At 45.8% G+C, this 25,040-nt stretch carries 17 protein-coding genes; 5 read left to right on the forward strand and 12 right to left on the reverse strand.

Annotated elements, in window-relative coordinates; translation table 11 throughout:
• The first annotated feature begins 167 nt into the window (after positions 1-167).
• From N2K84_RS13390 to N2K84_RS13400, 3 genes are all read left to right on the forward strand, one after another.
• The gene (locus N2K84_RS13390; RefSeq protein WP_282592326.1) at positions 168-1,172 is read left to right on the forward strand and encodes a PhoH family protein; all 1,005 of its coding nucleotides are present in this window, start codon (positions 168-170) and stop codon (positions 1,170-1,172) included.
• A complete protein-coding gene (locus N2K84_RS13395) occupies positions 1,165-2,112 on the forward strand; it encodes a phosphoribosylaminoimidazolesuccinocarboxamide synthase (RefSeq protein ID WP_282592327.1) in 948 nt (315 codons plus the stop codon). The genes N2K84_RS13390 and N2K84_RS13395 overlap by 8 nt, the downstream gene beginning before the upstream one ends.
• Positions 2,113-2,239: 127 nt before the next feature.
• On the forward strand, positions 2,240-3,601 hold the full coding sequence (locus N2K84_RS13400) for a sensor histidine kinase (RefSeq protein ID WP_282592328.1): 1,362 nt from the start codon (positions 2,240-2,242) through the stop codon (positions 3,599-3,601).
• Between the two features lie 16 nt (positions 3,602-3,617).
• Here N2K84_RS13400 and N2K84_RS13405 read toward each other — a convergent pair whose 3' ends face one another.
• Positions 3,618-5,642, reverse strand: coding sequence for a cache domain-containing protein (locus N2K84_RS13405; RefSeq protein ID WP_282592329.1), 2,025 nt, complete (start codon positions 5,640-5,642; stop codon positions 3,618-3,620).
• Positions 5,643-5,964: 322 nt separating this feature from the next.
• Between N2K84_RS13405 and N2K84_RS13410 the strand changes: the two genes are divergently transcribed.
• Both N2K84_RS13410 and N2K84_RS13415 read left to right on the forward strand, forming a co-directional pair.
• On the forward strand, positions 5,965-7,410 hold the full coding sequence (locus tag N2K84_RS13410; protein ID WP_282592330.1) for a Do family serine endopeptidase: 1,446 nt from the start codon (positions 5,965-5,967) through the stop codon (positions 7,408-7,410).
• Positions 7,411-7,520: 110 nt separating this feature from the next.
• A complete protein-coding gene (locus tag N2K84_RS13415; RefSeq protein WP_282592331.1) occupies positions 7,521-8,381 on the forward strand; it encodes a sigma-70 family RNA polymerase sigma factor in 861 nt (286 codons plus the stop codon).
• A 53-nt stretch (positions 8,382-8,434) separates the two neighbouring features.
• Here N2K84_RS13415 and N2K84_RS13420 read toward each other — a convergent pair whose 3' ends face one another.
• From N2K84_RS13420 to N2K84_RS13470, 11 genes are all read right to left on the reverse strand, one after another.
• Positions 8,435-9,745: a glycosyltransferase family 4 protein gene (locus tag N2K84_RS13420; RefSeq protein WP_282592332.1), complete on the reverse strand. Its 1,311-nt coding sequence runs from the start codon at positions 9,743-9,745 to the stop codon at positions 8,435-8,437.
• A 405-nt stretch (positions 9,746-10,150) separates the two neighbouring features.
• Positions 10,151-10,348, reverse strand: a complete 198-nt coding sequence (locus tag N2K84_RS13425) for a hypothetical protein (RefSeq protein WP_282592333.1) — start codon at positions 10,346-10,348, stop codon at positions 10,151-10,153.
• Positions 10,349-10,541: 193 nt separating this feature from the next.
• A complete protein-coding gene (locus N2K84_RS13430) occupies positions 10,542-11,267 on the reverse strand; it encodes a (Fe-S)-binding protein (protein WP_282592334.1) in 726 nt (241 codons plus the stop codon).
• A gap of 144 nt (positions 11,268-11,411) precedes the next feature.
• On the reverse strand, positions 11,412-12,995 hold the full coding sequence (locus tag N2K84_RS13435) for a sulfatase family protein (RefSeq protein WP_428221990.1): 1,584 nt from the start codon (positions 12,993-12,995) through the stop codon (positions 11,412-11,414).
• A 195-nt stretch (positions 12,996-13,190) separates the two neighbouring features.
• Positions 13,191-15,467 carry a beta-glucosidase BglX gene (bglX, locus tag N2K84_RS13440; protein ID WP_282592336.1) on the reverse strand — a complete coding sequence of 759 codons (2,277 nt, stop codon included), beginning with the start codon at positions 15,465-15,467 and terminating at the stop codon, positions 13,191-13,193.
• 12 nt (positions 15,468-15,479) lie between these two features.
• A complete protein-coding gene (locus N2K84_RS13445) occupies positions 15,480-17,288 on the reverse strand; it encodes a family 43 glycosylhydrolase (RefSeq protein ID WP_282592337.1) in 1,809 nt (602 codons plus the stop codon).
• Between the two features lie 40 nt (positions 17,289-17,328).
• On the reverse strand, positions 17,329-18,672 hold the full coding sequence (locus tag N2K84_RS13450) for a glucoamylase family protein (RefSeq protein ID WP_282592338.1): 1,344 nt from the start codon (positions 18,670-18,672) through the stop codon (positions 17,329-17,331).
• Between the two features lie 7 nt (positions 18,673-18,679).
• A complete protein-coding gene (locus N2K84_RS13455) occupies positions 18,680-19,573 on the reverse strand; it encodes a metallophosphoesterase (protein WP_282592339.1) in 894 nt (297 codons plus the stop codon).
• Positions 19,574-19,649: 76 nt separating this feature from the next.
• Positions 19,650-21,635 carry a glucoamylase family protein gene (locus N2K84_RS13460; protein ID WP_282592340.1) on the reverse strand — a complete coding sequence of 662 codons (1,986 nt, stop codon included), beginning with the start codon at positions 21,633-21,635 and terminating at the stop codon, positions 19,650-19,652.
• A gap of 112 nt (positions 21,636-21,747) precedes the next feature.
• Positions 21,748-23,487: a LamG domain-containing protein gene (locus N2K84_RS13465; protein ID WP_282592341.1), complete on the reverse strand. Its 1,740-nt coding sequence runs from the start codon at positions 23,485-23,487 to the stop codon at positions 21,748-21,750.
• 11 nt (positions 23,488-23,498) lie between these two features.
• The gene (locus N2K84_RS13470; RefSeq protein ID WP_282592342.1) at positions 23,499-25,031 is read right to left on the reverse strand and encodes a RagB/SusD family nutrient uptake outer membrane protein; all 1,533 of its coding nucleotides are present in this window, start codon (positions 25,029-25,031) and stop codon (positions 23,499-23,501) included.
• Between the last annotated feature and the right edge of the window lie 9 nt (positions 25,032-25,040).

Raw genomic sequence — 25,040 nt, forward strand, 5'->3', positions numbered from 1 at the left:
AAAAAAAATGATTGTTTGATCCGCCACTTGAAACGTTCACTGCAAACGTATGCTGTAATCCGAAATTCGCATTGGGAAGAGATGCAAAAGGCCGCCGTTTTGCCCCGCCTTGTGCCAACATTTTTTGTTACTTTTGCAAGCGGAACCAAGAGATTTTACACTGCGCTATGTTTGAAAAGCTGATTTTACTGGAAGGGGTTGACCCGCTTGAATTTTACGGGGTGAACAATGCCAAGATCGATTTGATCAAAGCTTCGTTCCCAAAACTGAAAATAATCAGCCGGGGCAATCAGCTGATCGTACATGGCGACAAAAAAGAAAGCGCCGCCTTTGAACAAAAACTGCAACTGTTGCTCGATCATTATCACCAATTCAACATACTGCCGGAAGATACAATCCGTCAGGTATTGAACAATGATCCGCTGACCATGGATGGCATCCAGGTGAGTCCGGGAGATGTGTTGCTGCATGGGAACAGCGGCAAGCCCATTCGCGCACGTACGCCCAACCAGCGCGTTCTGGTGGAAGAAAGCCGAAAATCGGACCTGATTTTTGCCATTGGCCCTGCCGGAACCGGGAAAACATATACAGCCATAGCATTGGCTGTCAGGGCCCTCAAAAACAGGGAAATAAGGCGCATCATCCTGAGCCGTCCCGCCGTGGAAGCAGGCGAACGATTGGGCTTTTTGCCCGGTGACCTGAAAGAAAAAATCGATCCCTACCTGCAACCGCTGTACGATGCCTTGCAAGATATGATCCCGGCAAAAAAATTGGAAGAATTCATGAAAGACGGCATCATCCAAATTGCGCCCCTGGCTTTTATGCGCGGACGCACCCTGAGCGATGCGTTCGTCATCCTGGATGAAGCGCAAAATACCACGCTCAACCAATTGAAAATGTTTTTGACCCGCATGGGGATGAATGCCAAGTTTATCATTACCGGCGACGAAACGCAAATCGACTTGCCATCGCCCAGCCAATCAGGCTTGTTGCAAGCCAAAAAAATCCTTCGCAACATTAAAGACATTTCCTTTGTTCAATTCAACTCAAAGGATATTGTCCGCCACCGGCTCGTTCGTGAAATTGTGGATGCTTATGATAGGCATTACCAATTGCAACTGGCCAAAAGAGAAGAGAAAAAACAACCAGATAAAAACGAAGAAAATGACTAAAGCATTAACCAGAACGGATTTTAATTTTCCGAAGCAAAAAAGTGTTTACCACGGCAAGGTGCGCGATGTATATAACATTGACGATGAATTCCTGGTAATGGTGGTGAGCGACCGCATTTCGGCATTCGACGTCATCCTGCCGGAAGGAATTCCCTACAAAGGGCAGGTTTTAAATCAAATTGCCTCCAAATTTCTGGATGCCACTGCCGATATTGTCCCCAACTGGAAAATCGCTACGCCCGATCCTAATGTAACGGTTGGCCACGCTTGCGAACCGTTTAAAGTTGAAATGGTCATCCGCGGATACCTGACCGGTCATGCCTGGCGCGAATACAAAAGCGGGAAACGTAGCCTTTGCGGAGTTGCCTTGCCGGAAGGGATGGTGGAAAACCAAAAATTCCCCGCTCCCATCCTGACACCGACCACAAAAGCCGATGAGGGCCACGACGAAGATATTTCGCGCGAAGCCATTATCAACAGTGGTTTGGTTAGCAAGGAAGATTATGAAATGCTGGAAGATTATACCCGCAAACTGTTCCAACGCGGCACAGAAATGGCCGCCGAAAAAGGACTGATTTTGGTGGATACCAAATACGAATTCGGTAAAAAAGACGGTAAAATTTATCTGATCGACGAGATCCACACACCCGACTCTTCGCGCTACTTCTATGCAAATGGATACGAAGAACGGCTGGAAAAAGGCGAAGCACAAAAACAACTTTCGAAAGAATTTGTGCGCCAATGGCTGATCGAAAACGGATTCCAGGGCAAAGAGGGCCAAACCATTCCCAAAATGGACCAAACTTTTGTTGCCTCAGTATCCGAACGTTACATCGAGCTGTATGAAAACATTACCGGCGACGAATTTGTAAAGTCGGACATCGACCAAATCCAGGACCGGATTGCGGCAAACGTGACCAATTTCCTGAACACGTTATAAACAAAATCATATTCAACTCCCGGAAATTAACAGCCGGGAGTTGATAACTTAGCGATACAACCGTCTCCCCGTCACCTTCGATTAAACAAATAATTTTTATCTTGCCAAGAGATTCAGGTGGTATGCAATGAAAATAAAGCTTTTATATCAACTTCTCATCGGATTCCTTTGCTTTAGCCTCAACGGCTCGGGTGCAAGGGCAGCTAAAGCGGACAGTGCGGTTGCAGATATAAAAGCAAATATTTCGTCTCTGAACAAATTGGCTGCAGCCGAATCTGAAAAAGAAAATTACCCTACCAGTTTTCAACTGAGCAGTGCCGCGCTCGATCTTTCTCTGAAATACGGTTTATTGGATGAGGCAATCATCGCCTACGAAAACCTTGGAAATTATTACCTCACGTACCGGAATATCACCCAGGGCCTAAATAACCTGAACGAAGCCATTCGCCTTTCTGAAAAACTGGGCCAGCACGAAAAAGCCCTTCATCTGCACAAAAAGACAGCAGGCATTCTGAAACAGATTGGCGATTATCGCAACTCGCTGGAACACCTTGACCGATACCAGGCCTTACAGGATAGCCTGAGTGAACTTGACAAGAACAACCAGCTTGCAGGCCTTGAACAGAAATACAGCGACGAGCAAGCTGCAAGTCAGGCCCAATTAATGGAAGCGCGTAGTGAAACCCAACATGTCATTCGCCTTTCGTTGCTCATAGCTGCCGGGTTAATTCTGCTGGTGGCTGTTGCCTGGACCGTGGCACTGAAAAAGCACCGCGAAGTGAAGCGTTATTTCCTTAAGCTCAACGAACAAAAGGACCGCATGTTTTCCCTGATCAGTCACGGATTACGTGGCCCAATTGGCAGCGTTAAAGGCATTTTTGACCTGATTGTGGAACAAGATCTGGAAGATCCGCAAGAGCTGAAAAGTATTCTCTACGAATCGCGCGAAGTGGTCGACAGTTCCTTCAACCTGCTGGAAAACCTGTTGAACTGGTCGAAAAGCCAAACCGGACAATTAACAGTAAACCCACAAAAAATAAGCATCGCCAGCCTTGTTAAAGAAAACCTACAACTATTTACCAGCTCGATAAAACATAAAAATTTCGTTATTGAAAACCAGGTGGACGAGAACCATTTTGCCTATGCCGATATGGAAATGGTAAATGTGGTTGTCCGGAATATCCTATCCAACTCGGTAAAATTTACACGAACGGCCGGAAAAATCAGCCTGCACTCACAAGTTGCCAAAGGCAAACTACTGCTGACCGTCAGCGACACGGGAGTTGGCATGACCCCTGAAATGATTGAAGACATCATGGAAGACGATCCGATCGCGCTGGGGCCAGCCGAAGCCAACTACGATAAAGACCGCGGCATCGGGCTGAAAATATGCAAGGACTTTCTGGAACGAAACAGCGGCGGATTAAGTATTGAAAGCTCGCCAAACAACGGAAGCCGATTCATGATATACCTGCCTTTGAGCGCATAGAAAATCCAACAAAAAATCAGCAAAGAATAGAAAAATAGAATTCTGAGCCTTCGCCCGATTTGGATTTTACACCAATTTCGCCTCCAAGCAAATGAACGATATTTCGCGAAATGGCCAGTCCCAACCCGGTTCCGCCATAATTACGCTTGCCTTGGTTAGCTGCCTGGACAAAACGCTCGAAAACGGAATCCAACTCTTCCGGGGATATCCCAATCCCGGTGTCTTTTACCCTGAAATAAACACGGTCTGCCTGCGCGTGAACAATTAACCGAACAGAACCAACCGCTGTAAACTTAATGGCATTCCCAATCAGGTTGTCCAATACCTGTTTTAACCGAAATTCATCCGAATAACAGGAAAACCTGGCAGGCAAGTGGTTCTCCACTTCAAAATGAAGGTCCAAACCGGCATGATTGCTGATGTATTCGCGGTAATGCGATTCAACCCGGCCCAGCAAATCATTCAGTTGAAATCTCTTTTTCAGAATATTTAGCTGGTTTGATTCTATCTTGGCAATATCAATGATATCGTTGATCAGACTCATCAGAAATTCTCCGTTTTGTAAAATCAACCGGACAAATTTCTTCTTGTCTTTTTCGTCAACAGAATCATCATTAATCAGTTCCGAAAAGCCAATAATGGCATTCATGGGTGTGCGAATTTCATGTGACATATTGGCCAAAAAAGCCGTTTTCAGACGATCAGATTCCAATGCCCGCTTCTGTTCTGCCACCAACTGTGCATGTACTTTGACGCGCTCATCAATCATCTCGTTGGCCACTGTTCCCATATTGCGGAATTCTTCAAAATGGAGTTTCTCTACCTCAATCCGCTTGTATTGACCCTTACCAACCTTGAAAAAATGGGCAAAATGCGAAAAGTCGGCCAGGTAATTTTTCCTAAAACGGCTGAAAATAAACATCTCTACGCCAAGGATCAAGATCAACAACACAAATACACGCAGCATATTTTGAAAAAATCCTTTTTTTAGCTCCTCGTTTTGAATCATCAAATCAGCATTGATGTCATCCTCATAAAAACCAGCCCCAACAATCCAGTCACATTCGCGGAAATACCGAACAAATGCCAGCTTAGCCGAAGGCTCCTCTCCATCCAGTCGCCTCCAGTGATAGTTAAAATAATCGCCTTCCTCTGACGATGCAACAGCAGCAATTTCCTTCTGGAATACGTCCATCTTCGCAGAATCGCTCCCGTCCAGAAAGTTAAAAGACCCCTCATAGACCTGTCCGTCCAAAACGATCGGTGTTCCATCAGCTTCATTCAAAAAAATATAACCACCATACCGGAACCGCTCGGAGCTAACCTTTTTGGCGATCTCCAGTTTAAACTCATCGTAGAAATCGCCCAGGTAACATTTCGAGCCAAAATACCAGCCAAACGGCTCAAACAACTTGACATAGGTAACCTTATTTTGCGGCAACCCATTTTCGTCCTTCTCCTCATCGGAGCCATAAAAAATAAAACCTTCCCCTCCTTCCCTCAGCAAATCCGTTTCCTTCTGAACAACCAAATGACCGTTAACATCCTGAAACATAGACAAATCCTTACCGGTTAAATCGGGTCGGCCGGGATAATAAACCCCACTGCCCGCCATCTCATTGATAAACACTTGAGCAAAAGGGCTCGAACAGGTTAGGGCAGAAACCGCATTGACAATCAACTCTTTGATTTCGGAATCCGACATCCGCCCATGATATTGCCGATAAAATTTCTCGGCCAGATTATGGGCATAGCAAACATTTTCGGCTAATTCAGCAGTTACCCGGCTATCAAATTGCCTTTTATGCTGGGCAATGTAATCCACCTCCATGTCAATTAACTCCTTGATAAAGTCCTTCTGACGGCTGATATGGTTTTCACGTTGTTGGTTGCTGATTCGCTGAAACAACAAGTACTCCTGAAGCATCATCACAGCACCCATGCCCAGTGTGATCAGGATCGTTGAAAAAAGAATTATCCGCCGAATATAATCGGTTACATTCACTGAAAACCCGCTGGATTTGCGATGATCTGTCATCATGGTTGATCGGAAAATAAATTAGATCGGTTTGTATGCAAATTTTTCGCTAAAATAGGTAATTAATGAAAAAATGTCAGTTTCATCCCTATTTAAACTGAAAATAAGTACGCACCGCAAGCACATCAAAAAAAGGACAACAAACGCTGCAAATGATGAATTTTCAAACGCATAAGCCATGAAACCCCACTATTGACGGGCGCTTCACCTGTTAAAACATGTTAAACATGATAAATGAATGATAAACAGAAGAAACACTGGCACTTTTTATGCGTTATTTTTACCATCCAAAACAATAATTGACAACTCAAAAAAATATCATGCCATGAAGAATTTAAGAAATTTGAGCTTAACCATGATTATTGCAATCGGAAGTGCCTTACTTGCAGTTTGGGCATATACCCGTTTTTTTGAAAAACCACAGATCGTTACGATAGACGAACGACAAGCCGTGCAATATGCCAGCCTGCCGTCGGCACCACAGGGAGAAGTTCCCGACCTGACCTATGCGGCAGGAAGCACGGTGCATGCCGTAGTCCACGTAAAAGTGATTTCGACACAGGACGTAACGATCTATAGTAATCCGTTTTTCGACTTCTTTTACGGCGACCGTTATCAACGGCAACAACCTCAAATAAAGCAAGGTTCCGGCTCCGGCGTCATCATTTCGCCTGATGGCTACATTGTTACTAATAACCATGTAATTGATGATGCCGACGAGATTAAAGTGGTTTTGAACGACAAACGCGAATTCAGCGCCCAACTGATCGGGAAAGATAATACCACCGACTTGGCCCTGTTAAAGATTGATGAAAAAGAATTGCCTGCGCTGAAATTTGGCAATTCAGACGCTTTAAAACTCGGTGAATGGCTACTGGCAGTAGGAAACCCGTTCAACCTAACCTCAACGGTCACCGCCGGGATTGTGAGCGCCAAAAGCAGAAACATCGGTATCAACCGGGCCGACATGAGCATCGAAGCCTTTATACAAACCGATGCTGCCGTAAACCCGGGCAACAGCGGCGGGGCATTGGTGAATATGAACGGCGAGCTGGTTGGCATCAATACTGCCATCGCCTCCCAGACCGGTTCGTACACCGGCTATTCATTTGCCATTCCCTCGAGCATTGTTGAAAAAGTGGTTGCCGACCTGAAACAATACGGACAGGTACAGCGTGCCTTACTGGGAGTAACAATCAGTGAAGTGACTGCTGAGAAAATGAAGGAGTTCAACCTGGATAAAATTGAAGGAGTTCTTATTCGCGGTGTGAATGAAGGAAGTGCAGCAGAGAAAGCCGGTCTGAAGGCTGATGATGTTATTATCAGTATCAACGACATCCCGGTTAATTCAACAGCTGAATTACAAGAACAGATTAGCAAACACCGCCCCGGCGATGTGGTAAAAGTTCTGATAAAAAGGGATAACAAACCGAAACCCTATAATGTAACCCTCCGTAACATGCACGGAGATACGGAAATTCTTACCGCCAGCGAGGACGAATTCCTGGGTGCCAAATTTGACAATGTTTCAGAAAACGAGCGATATAACCTTCGCATTGGCCATGGAGTAAAAATTGCTGATTTAAAAGATGGTAAATTGAAAGATGCCGGTCTTAAGAAGGGATTTATCATTACCCACGTGAACAAGCAAGCTGTGAGCGCGGTTAATGATTTGATACGAATAGTAAAGAAAGCTGAGGGGGGCATTTTGATTGAAGGGGTTTATCCCAGCGGGGAACGCGCCTATTTCGTTTTTTCTTCAGAAAATTAATTCATGTTTACTGAAAATTAACAAATTGATACAGTTTTCCCAATGCAGCTTTTTATTTTGAATAATTGACTTCGAAAGTCTATATTTGCACGATTTTTTTAGAAGGGTATATGAGACAATTAAAGATTACAAAATCTATTACCAACCGTGAGAGTGCCTCTTTGGACAAGTATCTGCAAGAGATTGGCAAAGAAGAACTTATCACCGTTGAAGAGGAAGTTGAATTGGCGCAACGCATCAAAAAAGGTGATCAGGCTGCTTTGGAAAAACTGACCCGTGCTAACCTGCGTTTCGTTGTTTCTGTGGCCAAACAGTACCAAAACCAAGGATTAAGTTTGCCCGACTTGATAAACGAAGGCAACCTGGGACTGATTAAAGCAGCAGAGAAATTTGACGAGACCCGCGGGTTCAAATTTATTTCCTATGCAGTGTGGTGGATCCGTCAATCCATCCTTCAGGCGCTTGCAGAGCAGTCGCGTATTGTTCGGTTACCGCTTAACCAGGTAGGTTCGTTGAACAAAATCAACAAAGCTTACTCTAAGTTCGAACAAGAAAACGAGCGCAAGCCTTCTCCTGAGGAATTGGCCGAATCACTTGAATTGCCAGCGGAGAAAGTTGCTGACACACTTCGGGTATCCGGACGCCATATTTCGGTGGACGCCCCCTTTGTGGAAGGCGAAGACAACAGCCTCCTCGACGTACTTGTCAATAACGATTCCCCCAACGCTGACCGCAGCTTGATGATGGAATCGCTTGCACGGGAAATTGAACGCGCTCTCGCTACCCTTACCGAAAGAGAAAGTGACATCATCAGGATGTTCTTTGGAATTGGCTGCCAGGAGATGACCCTGGAAGAAATTGGAGAAAGATTTGGGCTGACCCGCGAAAGGGTTCGCCAGATAAAAGAAAAAGCTATCCGCAGATTGCGGCATACATCCAGAAGTAAATTGTTGAAAACATATCTTGGATAGTAACGAAAAAACTTTTTAACCGCCCGCTGTGGCGGTTTTTTTTTGCTCCTTCATCAACCCGTTTGGAGCAACTGACGATAAAGTGCATGAATTTTTCCGGCAGCATCCTCCCAACAGATTCGCTGCGCTTCCATCTGCCCGTTTTTTGCCATCATCGAAAACAAAGATGGATGAGAAAGAATACCATGAATAGCATCGGCCATCGCGTGAACATCCCAAAAATCAATTTTAATGGAATGCTTAATCACCTCAGCCACCCCTGACTGCTTAGATATAATGACCGGAACCCCCAACTGCATAGCTTCTAACGGACAAATACCGAAAGGTTCGGAAACCGACGGCATCACGAAAACATCGGTACATTTCAGCAAACGATAAACATCCTCGCCCTTTAGAAAGCCGGTAAACAAAAACCTGCTGGCAATACCGGCCCGTGCCACTTTTCGAACCATTTCAGGAAACTGATCGCCACTCCCTGCCATTACAAACCACACGTTCTTCATTTTGCTTAATACCAGCTCTGCCACCCGAACGAAATATTCCGGACCTTTTTGAAGGGTGATCCGTCCCAGAAAGGTAACCACCTTGTTCGAAAAATTAGTTTTTGGAGCCGGTAAATGTTCAAAGGGCGCTTTCTCAACGCCATTGTGGACCGTACAGGTTTTGGAAGGTGAAATCGAATATTTCCCGATTATTTGATCGCGGGTACGATTACTGACACAAATGATGCAATCTGCTTGCTCCATGCCTTCTTTTTCAATCTGAAATACCTGTGGATTAACCTTTCCGCCACTGCGGTCAAAATCGGTGGCATGCACGTGAACAATCAGCGGTTTTCCCGTTCTCTTTTTTGCAGCTATGCCAGCAGGAAAAGTAAGCCAATCATGCGCATGAATCAGATCGAATCCGTTTTGACCGGCAATATATTCGCCAACTGTAGCAAAGTTCCGGATTTCGGTCATCAGGCTAGGACCGTATTGACCGGTAAAATTAATTTGCCGGGCGTTTTCGGAGGCCACTTGTCCGGAATTCCCTTCAACCGAAAAAGCAGTTTGATAAGGATATACTTCCGGATCGACATAGGGTACCAGCAACGATTTCACACTGTACCGTGTAATTGGCAAGGATGATCGTTCAAGCCTCAAGCTATTTCTTATCAGATCAACTTGATTTGCTCCCAGTAAGTGAATGCTGGTTTGTGCTTCATCACCATATACTTTGGGTACTACAAACGTGATATCTAATCCTTCATGTGCAGATAAACTCTTGGTAAGTCCATAACAGGCTGTTCCTAAACCACCGGAAATATTGGGTGGGAACTCCCATCCAAACATGAGCACCTTCATGGCAGGATTATTATTCATCTTTCGTTACGTCATCAGTTTTATACCTGGAAGATTAAAAAAAAATTGGTTTTCTAAAAAGAGAAATTCAATAGGCAAACGCAATAGAATACTCGCTTAATACCAAGACAGCAAAGTCGTTATGCGCACAATTCCATGAAAAGTCAGAAAAGCATACATACATGAAGAAGTGTTTTCTTTCGCCTTGTTACCCATTCTCACGTGCGGTAAAAAACAACGCCATCAGATTAAATAACAAACACTTATATTCAACCATTTAACTTCAGAAAAACATAATACCTCCCTCTTTGCTGCTGTTTCATGTAACGAAACAGCAACATGGACACTTCCACTTGCTTTGATACACAATCAATTAACCAATACTGGTTTCTTAAGGGCGTTTTGGTATTTTACAGATGGTAAAAATTACTTGGCCAAAATTTGTTCCCGCTTCTTTTCAGAAACCTGCCAATCAACTACATAGCCAAATTTATCACCTACACAATGAATTCCCTTTTGACTTGCAAAAGGTTTGTGCATGGTGGTATTGCCCGTTCGTAAATAGTGCACGTGGTGCAAATTCACCGTGGAAGTCTTTCTTGAGTCGTCCTGCGTTTTCATCATAATAAAATCCTTTCGAAATCAACTAAATACAAGCAAAAATCAACACATGCAGTTCACTCAAAAAATCCGGAAATTTTCAATTCCCGATCGCCGAGTTTTCAAATAGACAAACATGATCACTCCCATGTCTTGTTTCAACATGGGAATAAAGTTTACGAAGGGGTTCGGGAAAAGTTTGTTAATAAATTCTAATTTATTCCCAGCCGTGTGCCAGGATGTCGGCAATATGGATTGGTTTAATGGGGAGTTTATGTTTATTTACGTAACCTTCGATATTCATCAGACAGGAGGCTTCGGTGGAGATGATAAACTCCGCACCCGTATTCAGAGCTTTTTCGACTTTCTGCTCGGTCATAGCGGAAGAAATGGATTTAAATTTGGCCGAAAAAGTGCCTCCAAACCCGCAGCAGGTTTCTGTATCTTCCATCTCAATCAGTTCCAGCCCATCAACTTTCGACAACAGAAGACGGGGTTCGCGACGGATGCCGTATTCGCGCAGCGCCGTGCAGGCATCGTGGTAGCAAACTTTATGCGGGAAACTGGCGCCAAAATCGGTGAAATTAATTTTATTCACCAGAAAGTCGGTCAGTTCAACCAAACGGTTCTTCAGGTGAAGATGTGCTTCGTATTCCAAATCTTCGGGTTTAAAAAGATCCGAATAGTAATTTTTGATGAAGCCGGTGCACGAAGCCGAAGGACTGACAATCAACCGATCACCTTGAAAATCGCCGATAAACTTGCGGGCCAGGCTTTTGGTTTCGTCCCAATAACCACTGTTGTAAGCCGGTTGCCCGCAACAGGTTTGCTCCGGATTATATTCGGCTTCAACTCCGGCCTTCTTCAATAACTTAATAACATTGAATGCAGTTTGCGGATAAATCTGATCGATAAAACAAGGTATAAACAGATCGACGGTCATGGTTTCAAAATTTGTCTCTAATTAAAGGAAATATGGTTTACAAAAAAAGTGATCTTATGACCACTTTCCAAATTTTTTCGAAGCTGTTTTTCCGGGTATAATTACCCAGCATCATATCGGACAAATCTCACGATCTGAAAAACGTTACTTAATCAGCCCCCGTTCTTTATATTTTTGAATGAACCGCTGATCGAGTTCTTCCGAATCTTTGTATTTGACACGAAGTTCAGCCAATTGATCTTTCAATTTATCCACTACGGCGGCATAAGCCGGGTCGCTATACACATTGTTCAACTCAAACGGATCGTTTTTACGGTCGTACAGCTCCCATTCATCCACATCGTAATAAAAGTGGGCCAATTTATACTCGGTAGTCACTATTCCGTAATGGCGTTTCACCATGTGAAATCCCGGATATTCGTAATAATGATAATAAACGGCATCGCGAGTCCATTGTTCCGATTTGCCTTCCAGTAATGGCACCAAACTTTCGCCCTGCATATCAGCTGGCTGGGGAAGTCCGGCCGCCTCCAAAAATGTTTGGGCAAAATCGAGGTTTTGCACCATTTCATCCGATGTTGAACCGGCTTCTATTTTTTCGGGCCAGCGAACCAGCAACGGAGTTTTAAACGACTCGTCGTAAATGAACCGTTTATCAAACCACCCGTGCTCTCCCAGATAAAATCCCTGGTCTGAGGTGTAAACCACGATGGTATTTTCCCGCAACCCATTTTCATCCAGGTAATCCAGCACACGACCAACATTTTCGTCAACTGCAGCAATGCAAGCCAAATAATCCTGCATGTAACGCTGGTATTTCCACCTCATCAGGTCTTCATCATTCAACGCCGGATAGGCCTTTTTAAACGCTTCATTGATGGGGCCGTAAACCTCATCGTACTGTTCTTTTTGCGCCTCGTTTAAGCGCTTGTATTTCTGCAAAAACACATTCTTCCCCCAATTAGAGGCTTCCCGGATACCCAACTCCTCTGCCACCTCGGGATAAATTTTATTATCGGCCGAAATGGTCATGTGGTGCAGCAGGTTCATCTCGGCAGTTTTTGCAGCCGTTCCGCGGCCCTCGTAGTTATCAAACAAAGTTTCGGGCTCGGGAAAGGTTTTTTTTGTAAACTCGCGATAATGCCTCTCTGCCGGTATCCATTCACGGTGCGGCGCCTTCTGGAGGTACATCAGCAGAAAGGGCTGCTCCTTTTTTCGGCGGTTTTTCATCCAATCCAGCGTTAAATCGGTGATAATGTCGGTAACATAACCCGTTATTGCAGTGTCGCCCCGATTGGTGATGAAATCGGGGTTGTAATAATCGCCTTGGTCGGGCAAAATCATAAACTCGTCAAATCCCTTCGGGTTGTTGCCGAAATGCAACTTACCAAACATGGCGGTTTGATATCCGGCCCGGTGCAGCAACTGGGGAAAGGTTACATTGGTTGTGTCGAACGGGAAATTGTTATCGATTTTGCCATGAATATGCGTGTGCTTTCCGGTTAAGATGGTTGCTCGCGAAGGGGCACAAATCGAGTTGGTAACACAGGCATTGGTAAATAACATCCCTTCTTTGGCCAACCGGTCGATGTTGGGTGTTTCGATCAGTCGGTTACTGTATGCACTGATAGCCTGATACGCATGATCATCGCTCATGATAAACACAATATTTGGACGCCTATCCTGCTGTTCTTTGGCAGTACATGAAAATAAAGCCACCGCTGCCATGCCAATCGCTGAAACTGATTTTCCGTAACTTTGCATCTTCTTTGATTTAGTTTTAGGTTAGTATGAAAGTAACTGAAAATGACAGAAATGAAAAAATCTCAACCTGTTTTTAAGTACATTCTCCAAAAAAATCGAATAGCAACATTTCACTAATCCGATCAAGCTGCCATTTTCAGCGACTTCACCAGTTTTTTATTATTTCAGTGTGAACTCTTCAAAGTCTTCCGTATCCGAGTTGCTGCCCACAAAAACCATAAATTGACCCGGTTCGGCTCCAAAGCTCAAATCATTCCGGTAAAAGCTTAAATCGGCAACCGAAAGCTTAAACGAAACCCTCTTCGTTTCGCCTTTCGGGATGAACACTTTTTGGAAAGCTTTCAATTCCTTCAACGGGCGAGAAACAGAACCAACCACATCGCGCACATACAACTGCACCACTTCGGCCCCGTCGTAATTGCCTGTGTTGGTTACATCCACCGTAACCTCCAGGGATTCATCCAGAGTGATGGTTTCTTTACTGACGGTTAGATCTTTATACTCGAACCTAGTATAGCTCAACCCGTAACCAAACGGGTATAAAGGCGAATTGGGAACATCCAGGTAGTTTGAGCGGAATTTTTGAAATTCGTCGCCGGGATTAGGTCTACCGGTATTTTTATGGTTGTAATAGATGGGTATCTGCCCTACGTTTCGAGGGAAGGTGGCCGTTAGTTTTCCCGAAGGATTGTATGCCCCGAACAACACGTCGGCAATGGCATTTCCGGCCTCAACGCCGGGGTGCCAAGTCAGCAGGATGGCATCGGCCAGTTGGTTTTCTTCTTCCAAAGCCAGAGGTCGTCCGGACATCAGCACCAAAACAAGCGGTTTCCCTGTTTTCGCCAATGCCCGTAATAACTTCTTCTGCGGTTCGGGAATGGTGATGTCCGACCGGCTTGACGATTCGCCGCTCATTTCGGTAGCTTCGCCAATCACAGCAACCACCACATCTGCCTTTTGGGCAATGACTACCGCTTCTTTCAGCATATCCTCGGGCGAACGCTCGTCAATTTCGATACGAGGACCGAAAACATTCACTTTCCGGGCAAACTCAGGATCGTCCGAAATATTTGCACCTTTTGCGTACAGCAGTTTCACATCGGTGCCGGCAACATTTTGCATCCCTTCCAACACCGGAACTGAAAGTTGCGGATCGCCTGTAGGCGCCCAGGTACCAAGCATATTGTTTTTACTATCGGCCAAGGGGCCTACCAGCGCGATGGTGCCAGCCTTTTTCAGCGGCAACACTTGCTTTTCATTTTTCAGCAACACGAATGATTGGGCCGCTGCCTGACGGGCAAGTTCCCGATGGGCCAGACTCAGTATTTCAGTTTTTGCCCGGTTTTCATCGATATACCGGTACGGATCATCGAACAGGCCCAGTTTGTATTTGGCTTCCAGTATCCGGCGACAAGCCGTATTGATGTCGGCCTCGGAAACCTTGCCTTCTTCCAGCGATTTTTCCAGGGTGGTCAGAAAACCTTCGCCCACCATGTCCATATCAAGTCCGGCTTTCAGCGCCAAAGCCGAAACGGTTTGCAAATCACCCAGGCCATGATCGATCATTTCATTCACAGAAGTATAATCGGAAACCACAAAGCCATCGAAGCCCCACTGATTGCGGAGCAAATCGGTGAGCAGCCATTTGTTGCCCGAGGCCGGGATGCCGTCCACATCGTTAAACGACGACATGACACAACCTACTTCTGCATCGATAGCGGCCTTGTAAGGCGGCAAATATTCGTTGAACATACGCAGGCGGCTCATATCGGTGGTATGGTAATCGCGTCCGGCTTCGGAGGCGCCATATAAGGCAAAATGTTTTACGGTGGCCATCATGGTGTTCGGGGCAGTCAGGTCGTCGCCCTGATACCCTATCACCATTGCTTTGGCAATTTCGGAGCCGAGATATGGGTCTTCGCCTGCTCCTTCAGCAATCCGTCCCCAACGCGGATCGCGGGCAATGTCAACCATGGGCGAAAAGTTCCAGAAAATACCGTCGGCAGTAGCCTCAACGGCAGCTATCCGGGCTGTTTTTTCAATCAGCTCCATATCCCAGCTGCACGACAGACCCAACGGAATCGGGAACGTTGTTTTATAACCATGAATGACATCCGACCCAAAAAGCAGCGGAATTCCCAATCGGCTTTCCTTTACTGCCAAATCCTGGGCCTGCCTAACCTTTTCGGGCCCGCTTACCCCAAACACACCGCCCACTTTTCCGGCTTTTATTTTGGCCTCTACATCGGAACTTACTGCTGCTCCGGTGGGGATTCCCCCACCCGGCGTAATCAAGTTCATCTGACCAATTTTTTCCTGCAAGGTCATTTCTGCCATCAAATTATTAATATACCTGTCCATCTCGGTTTCTTTGGGTTTCTGTCCACACGAAACCAGGAACAAGGCAATCGCCCCAATCAACAACATCGTTCTCATAATCTCCTCCTTTTATTCAACTTTTACAGTTTTCGATCGTTTTGAAATACCATTTTCATTGAATGCTTCCACGGCAAAGAAATAGCCCTGTCCTTTATTCAATGCACGTAATTCGTAACTATTCCGGTCGTAAATCATCACCGAGTTATTCATCCGGTTCTCAGAAATCCCCCAATACAGCACATAGCCCATCGCCCCGTCAACGGCTTTCCATGTCAGGTCGGCATTGCGCTCATCTGCCTGCCGAATGGCCTGGAATGATTCCGGACTTTCAGGCGCTTTTCCATTGCCGTTTCCAAACACACGAAGCTCCCCGACAGCCAGATACTTATTCGGAAAATAGACATTCCTGTATTTGACATACCTTGCCAGAAAAGGCTCTTGCAGCTCGATAAAGGCATGTGGCCGATCTCTTTGATTGTCGGAATAGTCGATAGCCGTTTCCCATTTTTTGCCATCAAGCGAAGTTTCAATAACAAACTGTTGCCTCAGGATATCCGGCTTACCAAATATTTCGGCATTGAAATCCTGAAAATTAACCTGAACAGCATTTACGGTCATCTCCCGGCCCAAATCAATTTCCACGAAAAGCGAGTCACTATTGTTTTCGGCCACCCATAAGGTCCGGATATTTTCATCGTTGATCATGCCAACAGAATAGTCAGGTTTTTCCTGGTCCAGCATGTAACCTTCCTCGTGTTCATCAACCACATTGCGCTTTACACCAGTCAGCACCGAATTGGTCGTTACCTTTTTGTCTTTTGATAGCAACATCCAACCTGTAAAACGGTGTTTGTGATCCTCAACTTCTGTATCAGGCAAATAATGAGGATAATCGCCATACGCCGTATTGACGTACATCTGCCCATCTTCCTCGAAACCGGCCGGATACATAGCAATCCGCCTCTCGAATTTGTAGTTAACCGAAATGGCCATGGTCGAGAAATGCCAGTAATTATCGTTGTTATCTTTCACGGTGCTTCCGTGCCCCGATCCTTTCAGAAAGCCACCCGGCTTATATGAAATCGGATTATACGGGGCATACTCAAAAGGCCCCAACGGGTTCTTGCTGGTATAAACGCCGTCGGCATAAACGTTCCATTGGGTTCCGGGCGCCCCGTACTCCAGATAGTACATGCCGTTGTGTTTTACCATCCAGGGGCCTTCGATAAAAGGATCAATGTCGGAGTTATGATCTTGTCCAAACCGCTCCCAACCATGATTTTCCGGGGCGAGATGGAACAAATCAACCTGCTGGCCTTTCGGGATGTAATAATTTTCCGCATCTAATTCTACCCCCCGGATTGGCCACTTGTTGGATGACTCTTCATACAGATAGACCCTGCCGTCGTCGTCCACAAAAATGTCCGGGTCCTGAATCCCACCCGGAGGGTTCAATACCGCAAAATTGGTTTTCCAGTCTCCCAATTCAGGATTGTCGGTCTCGATGATGGCGCCTCTTCCGGAAGGATCTCCATAAACCAATATTTTCCCGTCTTTCACCGCCGCTGCAGGGGCATTGCTCCCATTAAAATACCAGCTTTGCGGCCGGGTGAATTTCCAGTCACTCATATCGTTTGACACCCAATAACCATGCGAGCGGGTAACAAACATGTAATATTTGCCGTTGAAATTGACCACTGCCGGATCGGCCCCGGATCGGTAGGAAACATTAAAGTTGGCCCGGTATTGCGACATGTACGTGTAATCAATATCGATAGGGTTGCAATAGGTTTTCATTTTCGTCGGCTGTGCCCGAAGATTCTCTCCAGAAAAGAGCACCAATACCAACATGAAAAAAAAGAATAGCGTTTGTTTCATTTCAATGATTTTTAGTCAGACAGAAAATTGATCATTCCTGTTAAAATTGAAATCCTAACTGTTCCAGCCCCCGTTTAACATCTTCATTTTGCATGAATAAATTCCAAAGCAAACCACTGCGATAATTTTCAATCATCACCGGGATCGGGCCCTGGTCGATGGCGAGGTAACGCGGAAGATACCATTTTGAGGTATTGCTGTACGCATCATAAGGACCATATTTCCCAACCAGCGAATCGGCTTCGGTATAGAGGTAGCGAAGAAATTGCATGGATTCAGTTGGTGTGTAAGGAAAGGAAGACAGGGCAGCCGTTGGTGAAATGACCCCCAAATCGGCATCGCCCGGATGATGACCTGCATAACCGTTCGTCGAATAGCTAGACGTCAATCCCCATTGTTTTTCGCCATAACCTTCAAAGCCTTTCGGATTGTCGAGCGCATATTTGTAATGGATCAATGCATGATTCCGGTTTAGCATCCAATAATCGGCATATTGATCCGACAGCCCTTTCGGGTTCAACCCGAGGTAAGAATAATGCGCCCAAAACAAAGGGCCGGTAGGATCGTCGCTGTGTTCGTAAAAATCGAGCACCGTGTTTAATCCGTAATAAACCGTGTCGTTGGCGATTTCCCCGTCGCGTGCCCAGCCTTTGTGATATACGCTTGGCTCTATCGGGTAGGTTGGCGAGGCAGCCGCGAGGATATACATAATCAGGCATTCGTTGTAACCGCCGACGGGGAAGTTCATCTCCCAGCCATAATTTGGCGACCAGTGCCAGTACAGCACTTCTTCGCCCCCTTTGGTGTACCAATTCCACTCCACTTCGCGCCAAAGTTTGTCGATGTCGGCCACCAACTGCTGTTCGGCCTCGTTACCGTTTTCGAAATACCCGGCAACCGTTAGCAATCCCTGGATCATGAAAGCTGTTTCGACCAAATCGCCTCCGTCATCTTTCCGGCTAAAGGGTTTGACTTTACCTGTAGGTCCATCCAGCCAATGTGGCCAGGCCCCGTGGAAACGGTCGGCTGCTGCAAGAAAATCCACGATTTTCCGAAAGCGCTCCACGCCCTGTTCGCGGGTGATAAAACCACGCTCAATGCCAACCAAAATCGCCATCACGCCAAAGCCGGAGCCCCCGAGCGTAACCACGTCCTGATCGTTCTGCGGATAGATGCCATCCAGGTGGATCCGTTCCCGGGCCATCCCGGAAACGGGTTCCGCACCCTCCCAGAAATACTGAAAAGTTTGATATTGAATTGTATCCAACAGGGTATTATCCGATAAATTCTTTGCTGTTTCCGTTTTTTTCTGATTGCCGTCGCACGAAGTGAAGAGCATTCCTGCAAACAACGTAATAAATAAATAGGCAACTATTTTTTTCATTTTTTTTTTAATTTACATTTCCTGTTTTAAGATCGATTGTATAATGATGGGCAGCTTCCGGATGAAATTTCTCTTCCCATGTGGAAAATGTTTTCACATCCAATGTTTCATTTTTTGCATTGAATTCAACAATTCGCAAGTAGCCATTTCCGCCCCGCTCGATATTGTCAACCCCTCTTTGATAGTTGGTTAGTATTTGGACGACCTGATTCCCCTGCTTGCCTTCGCTTATCAGCAAGCCGGTTCCTGTTTTCAAAACATGCCCGCTAAAAACGGCCACAAAATTGGGATGCTTTGATACCAGTTTTTCCCAAATTTGCTCGCCGTCATTCACGGTGTCGGCGGTATCTTTCCCGATGCCGTATGCCTGTGGCCTCCACCAGTCGTCACCGCCCATTCGGGTACTATCAAGATACAGATAGGCATGGGTGTTCAGAATGATTTTTTTATCCCTATTCTCACCAACCACCTGGTTTGCCCATTCCAACACCTCATCACTCGGGCCGAAAGCCAACGATAATACCAACCAATCGGTTTTTCCGGCTTTCAGTAAATGGTAGCGATTGTCCATCTTTCCTTTTTCAAAACAAAAAGCAGAATCAGCCGGGCCCACCGGAAAATATTTATTGGCCAGCGTACTTTGCCGCGTATCGGCAAACACCCCCGGTTTACTGCCCATGTCATGATTTCCCAAGGCAATCGCGTACGGTACTTTCAGTTTATCGAAATTCTTTTGGGCAACATACCATTCCACTTCCCGGTTATCCTGGGTCACGTCGCCCAGATGGATTATAAAATCAACATTCTTCTGTTTTGCGATCCATTCGAATTGATTTTCCATTACCTCGGGGTACGATTCCAGGTATGTCTGCGTGTCGGGAACAATGATAAATCTTGCCATATGCTTTTCATTTGAACACGATATAAGCAAAACATAAAGAGGGATAAGAATTATCTGTGAATAGCGCATCGTTTTCTTATTTTAGATGAGGGCTTGAAAAGCCCAGTCTTTTTAATCCGTTCTGTACATCCGGGTGACTCATGAGCAAATTCCAGATCAGTTGCGAACGGTAGTTCTCAATCATCACGACAATGGGTCCCTGGTCAATGGCCAGAAATGAGCTGGCGGTCCAACTCTCGGTAAGATTAAAGGCATCGTAAAAACCATATTCTCCCCATAGCCGGTCGCCCAACTGATAATAGAAAAACCTCAGGGCATCCAGTGATTCCTCGGGTGTGAACGGCATGGAAGACAATGCAGCAGTTGGCGTAATCACCCCCAGATCGTTTGTTGGCGAATGGGCAGAATACCCCTGGTGATTATCGCTGGCAGTCAAGCCCCAGCATTCGGCACTGTAGCCAACATATTGCTGGTTATTTTCTATGCAATAACCCCGGTTAATCAGGCTATGATTGCGGTTCTGCTCCCAGTAATCGGCATATTGATCGGACAGGTCGCGCGGGTCAATTCCTAAAAATGAATAATGAGCAAAAAATAAAGGGCCGCCATAGTCGTAACCAACCGGCAACCTGATCCCGTAGAATTCCTTGCCATTTTCAATCGATCCGTTACGCGCCCATCCCTGATGATACACATCAGCCGATACAGAATGAGTTGTGGAAGAAGCCGCCATGATGTAGGTTATCAGCGCTTCGTTATAGCCCTGAATTTTCATGTTCATATCCCAGCCATAGTCGGGCGACCAGTGCCAATACAAAACATTCTGTCTTCCCTGAGTATACCAGTCCCATTCGATGGATTTCCAGAGTTCATCGATCTTGCCGATCAACAGATTCTCTGCTGTATTTGCAGGGTTCAGATATTGACGGGCAGCCAGCAAACCGGCTGCCATGAATGACGTTTCGACCAAGTCGCCGCCATTGTCTTTCTGACTGAAAGGCAGGGCTTTCCCGGTGCTGCCGTTGAGCCAATGCGACCAGGCGCCATGAAAACGGTCAGCTTTTCCCAGGAAATCAACCATGGTTTTCAGCCGATCAACACCTTCGGCCCGGGTGATAAACCCACGTTCGATCCCAACAAGAATGGCCATCACGCCAAAGCCGGAACCTCCGATAGTCACGGTTTCGCCGGAAGTGTTGCGTTCACGGGCCAAACCGCTAACCGGATGACCAAAGTCCCAGAAATACCTGAAAGTTTGCTCTTGCACTTTTGTTAGAAGCTCGTCATCGCTGATAAGCGGAAACTTCGGCGCCGGATCCACTTCGGTATAAAAATTCAAGTCCAGTCCGGCAAAAGGTTTCCCGATTCGATTTTCAAGGTTCGAAGAAATCGTGAAACGATACTTTGCCAGTCCTGCCAACGTTTGATTGGCCGATACTGAAATCGTGCGCTCATCAACCTGGTTAAGACTGAAATCAATAGCAACAGTACCACTGCTGAAATCAGAATAAAGCGCAATATCATCTTTTAAAACCTGCGAACTGAACTGTAACGTAATTTGAGGATTGCGGGAAATATTCTGAATCCGGCTGAGCGGATTAACCGATGAGTCATCGATCAAGACTGCCTCCATAAACAACGGCGATATCATTGTTTCAAAATTGAAGGTTTGCCCGTCGAATGTTTCGTTGTTTTCACCTTTGAGCCCGCCTAATACTTTCAATGTGTACATAGCCCCTTCAGCAAGCTGGTCGTGCGTCAGCTTAACCAACTGGTTTTCGCTGAAAAAGGTAAACGTAACAGCAACTTCCTGATTGTTGGCATCCTGCAGCCGAATGTTTTGCTGGGCCGAAGCAGTATTCACCGCTTTATCGAACTTGATTTCAACAGGTTCGTTCAGTGCCACATTCTCACTCGTACCACCTGCCGACAAGGCCGTTGAGCCTACATACACGTAGGTGATGCCAAGTTTCTCCGGCGTTTGGTCCGGCTCGGGATCATCCTTTCCGCACGAAGCCAAAAGAAGCATGGAAAAAAGTGGCACTAACAAAGAATATCGCATGAATTATTTATTAAGATGAGAATTAACGACTTACTCAACAACTGATTAATCAGGACAAAAGCCCCTCCGCCCAAATGCGGAGGGGTTATTTTGACAAAACGATACGTTACGACTATAACCCGGTGTTTCTTAAAAGAGTCACTTCAGCAGGAGTTAGCGCTTTATGGAACAAATACAGATCATCCATTTGCCCACGCTCCGTTTTATGGTTCCACCCGGAGAAGTTTGGATCACCGGACATGATTGACAAGTCGCCAACATCAGTCCAGTCGATACCTGTAAATGCGCCCTGGCTAACCTGTACCCCGTCCATGTAAAACGCGGCCTCTGTTGCAGCAATCGAAATAGCGAAGTGAATCCAGCCTGTTTGAACAGTTGGGTCAATGGTAGCCGGATCTCCCGGATTAAACCAGGATGCATTAGTGCCGTTTCCTACCAGCAGTAAGAATTTCTGATTGGTACCACTGTTTTCGCGGATAAAGCCAAAGCCACTGGGCTTATCCGACGGGCTGGTGGGTGAAGCTGGCGCAATGGCCAAAATGCCTGCACGAGTATCAGTTGCATCAATTTTCAACCAGAAGCTGGCACTGAATTCACTGCCGGTGGCAAGCCCTGCTGAAGGAAACGTCAAATATGAATCTGTAGCCCCTTGGTAAGCATCGCCTGAAATACCTCCTCCAAATGCAAAGCCAGGTGTGCCGACAGCAGTTGCTTCATCGCCACTTAAGGCCTCTTCGTAATCGCCGTCAAAGTCCATATAAAAACTCGCCTGTTCTTTCAGCATAATGGTTTGGACTTCTTCCTGGGTAAGTGCTTTATTAAACAATCTCAGTTCGTCCATTCCTCCTTTTTCAACTTTATGGTTCCAACCAGAAAAGTTGGGATCACCCGACATGATGGACAGATCACCAACTCCTGTCCAGTCAATTCCGGTAAATGCTCCCTGGCTCACCTGAACACCATCCATATAGAATGCAACCTCAGATGCGGAAATTGATATTGCGAAATGGATCCATCCATTCCGAACAGTTGGGTCGATGGTGGCAGGATCTCCCGGGTTAAACCAGGATGCATTGGTGCCGTTTCCTACCAGCAGTAAAAATTTCTGATTGGCTCCACTGTTTTCCCGGATAAAACCAAAGCCACTGGGCTTATCAGACGGACCGGTTGGCGTAGCAGGTGAAATAGAAAGAATCCCAGCCCTAGTGTCAGATGCATCTATTTTTAACCAAAAGCTGGCACTGAATTCATCACCCGTAGCAAGCGCGGCTGAGGGGAATGTAAGATATGAATTGGCTGCCCCCAGATAACCGGGACCTCCCTGGATACCAGTACCAAAACCTGGCGAACCAACAACTGTTGCGTCAGAGAGACTGACCATATCCTTGAATTCGTTATTAAACGGCATATAAAATATCTCGCCATCGTATTGAGGCACATACGGCGGCGCCTTGGTAAAATTCACATTTTTGGTTGTTGTTTTTCCATCAATGTCCGTTGCAACAACTGAAAATACATGTGAGCCGGTTATAACGTTGTCATACATGTATTTTTCCATGGCTACCCGGTAATCCTTAAAAGTGGAGTAACTGGTAATTTCAGTGCCATCAACTTTCAGCGAAATTGACGCAATTTCGATATCGTCCCGAACTTCGAAATCAAAGTTGATGGATGCAACGGCATCATTGGTTTGCAGTTCATATCCCTCTGGCGGGAAATTCACCTTTATTTGCGGCGCCGATTCATCGGCCCCCGGATCGACCTTTGATATCCCATCGATGTAGTTTTGCTCACATGCACTGAGTAAAAGCAAGCTCAGTACAAATATTATCAGGTTATAATATGTCTTCATTTTCATTGGTTTTATTCGTTAATTCCTTCTGCCAATTGCGGTAACTCAGCAAGTTGAGGCGCCGGTATTGGAAAATATGCCTTGTTCATCGTAAAGGTTTTTCCTTCGTGGCTCAGTTCAGCGGTGTTTCCTGTTCGTACCATGTCATAAAACCGGATATCCCATTCCGTGCCCAATTCTGCAAGTTTTTCATTCAGCACAATCTGTGTTGTCACACCACTCAGACTATTAAGGCCTGCCCTTGTGCGTACCAGGTTTACTGCCTGATCAGCAGTCATCGAAATATTGCTGCTTGCTCCCCTGGTTAAGGCTTCTGCATATACCAGAAGAATTTCAGCATAACGAATTACAATCATGTTTTTATTACTTCCAGGATCTGTTCTTCCTTCTATCAATTCTGTTGATGGTTGAATCCACTTTCCGGCTCCCCACTTTTTTCGAGCATTGTTGATGAAAACGTCCCCTTCCCGGTTCGTATTGGTAATCCAAGCAGGCAATGTCCCCCATTCATCTTGAATTTCAGTTATACCGTCGGGTGTCCAATGGACAGATGTTTCAAGCCGAACAGTTTCGCCCCTATCCAGCATAAACTTGATATACTTCTTGGTGGGTTCATAAAAATTCCATCCACCACCTGCACCGGCTCTGGCCGGAGTCCATTGGAGTCCAAAGGGAGCAAACAAATGACCAAACCGATCCCCGGTTCCGGAATTAAAGTCAGAATATTGGAATTCAAGTATGATTTCATCATCCAATTTTCCTGCTTTCTTGAATAAATGGTAGAAATCATCAGACAATTGGTATTCACCGGAACTGATGATTGCTGCGGCTGCAGTTGCGGCCCCCTGGTAGTCTTCCATTTCCTGGTATGCCAAAGCCTGTAGAGCATAAGCCGTGTAACGGGTAATTCCTCCCTGAATATCGCTTCGCTTGTTTGGATTCATATCCGGCAAAAGAGGGATCACTTCATCCATTTCATCGACTATGTACTGCATGACTTCTACTTTACTGCTGGCTGGTGTACTTTGAATATTGTCAAGTTGATCGATGACAATAATTTTTCCGAATGCTTTTGCCATGTTTAAATACAGATATGCCCTTATTGTACGGCATTCTGCAATGTACTGATTGGCCAACGCATCATTGCCCGCGGCAGCACGATATTTCTCGATTTCATCCATTGCTGTAAAAGCGTTGATGATATCGTTGTAATGATTTTGCCATATGGAATTGAGATTCCAGTGGCTTGGGAGGTAATTGAACGCATCTTGTTCCTGCATCGGCGCCTGGTCGCCGGCGGCATTGACATCGTCGCCACGGATACCCAGTGTTACCGGATCCTCCCAACCACGAGTATATAATCCTTCGTAGGCGCCTAAAAGAGGCAATATCATATCCTCTCCTTTCGTGTAATCAACATCGCTGGTAAAGGCTACATCCTCAAAAGGCAAATCCAGCTTATCGGTACATCCAATGACCGAAATAAGAAGCACCCCGCTGAAAAACACTGGCGCGAAATATGTTATTAAATGTTTTATTTTCATGTCTTTATG

Origin of the sequence: Gaoshiqia sediminis (assembly GCF_025907915.1) — a bacterium.
Classification (GTDB): domain Bacteria; phylum Bacteroidota; class Bacteroidia; order Bacteroidales; family Prolixibacteraceae; genus Gaoshiqia; species Gaoshiqia sediminis.

Bases quoted from the DNA above. Each gene is read 5' to 3' on its own strand.
- N2K84_RS13400 (WP_282592328.1), top strand. From the start codon at position 2,240: ATGAAAATAAAGCTTTTATATCAACTTCTCATCGGATTCCTTTGCTTT.
- N2K84_RS13425 (WP_282592333.1), bottom strand. From the start codon at position 10,348: ATGATGAAAACGCAGGACGACTCAAGAAAGACTTCCACGGTGAATTTG.
- N2K84_RS13405 (WP_282592329.1), bottom strand. From the start codon at position 5,642: ATGATGACAGATCATCGCAAATCCAGCGGGTTTTCAGTGAATGTAACC.
- N2K84_RS13445 (WP_282592337.1), bottom strand. From the start codon at position 17,288: ATGAAACAAACGCTATTCTTTTTTTTCATGTTGGTATTGGTGCTCTTT.
- N2K84_RS13395 (WP_282592327.1), top strand. From the start codon at position 1,165: ATGACTAAAGCATTAACCAGAACGGATTTTAATTTTCCGAAGCAAAAA.
- bglX (WP_282592336.1), bottom strand. From the start codon at position 15,467: ATGAGAACGATGTTGTTGATTGGGGCGATTGCCTTGTTCCTGGTTTCG.
- N2K84_RS13460 (WP_282592340.1), bottom strand. From the start codon at position 21,635: ATGCGATATTCTTTGTTAGTGCCACTTTTTTCCATGCTTCTTTTGGCT.
- N2K84_RS13390 (WP_282592326.1), top strand. From the start codon at position 168: ATGTTTGAAAAGCTGATTTTACTGGAAGGGGTTGACCCGCTTGAATTT.
- N2K84_RS13420 (WP_282592332.1), bottom strand. From the start codon at position 9,745: ATGAATAATAATCCTGCCATGAAGGTGCTCATGTTTGGATGGGAGTTC.
- N2K84_RS13455 (WP_282592339.1), bottom strand. From the start codon at position 19,573: ATGGCAAGATTTATCATTGTTCCCGACACGCAGACATACCTGGAATCG.
- N2K84_RS13450 (WP_282592338.1), bottom strand. From the start codon at position 18,672: ATGAAAAAAATAGTTGCCTATTTATTTATTACGTTGTTTGCAGGAATG.
- N2K84_RS13415 (WP_282592331.1), top strand. From the start codon at position 7,521: ATGAGACAATTAAAGATTACAAAATCTATTACCAACCGTGAGAGTGCC.
- N2K84_RS13430 (WP_282592334.1), bottom strand. From the start codon at position 11,267: ATGACCGTCGATCTGTTTATACCTTGTTTTATCGATCAGATTTATCCG.
- N2K84_RS13470 (WP_282592342.1), bottom strand. From the start codon at position 25,031: ATGAAAATAAAACATTTAATAACATATTTCGCGCCAGTGTTTTTCAGC.
- N2K84_RS13410 (WP_282592330.1), top strand. From the start codon at position 5,965: ATGAAGAATTTAAGAAATTTGAGCTTAACCATGATTATTGCAATCGGA.
- N2K84_RS13465 (WP_282592341.1), bottom strand. From the start codon at position 23,487: ATGAAGACATATTATAACCTGATAATATTTGTACTGAGCTTGCTTTTA.
- N2K84_RS13435 (WP_428221990.1), bottom strand. From the start codon at position 12,995: ATGGCAGCGGTGGCTTTATTTTCATGTACTGCCAAAGAACAGCAGGAT.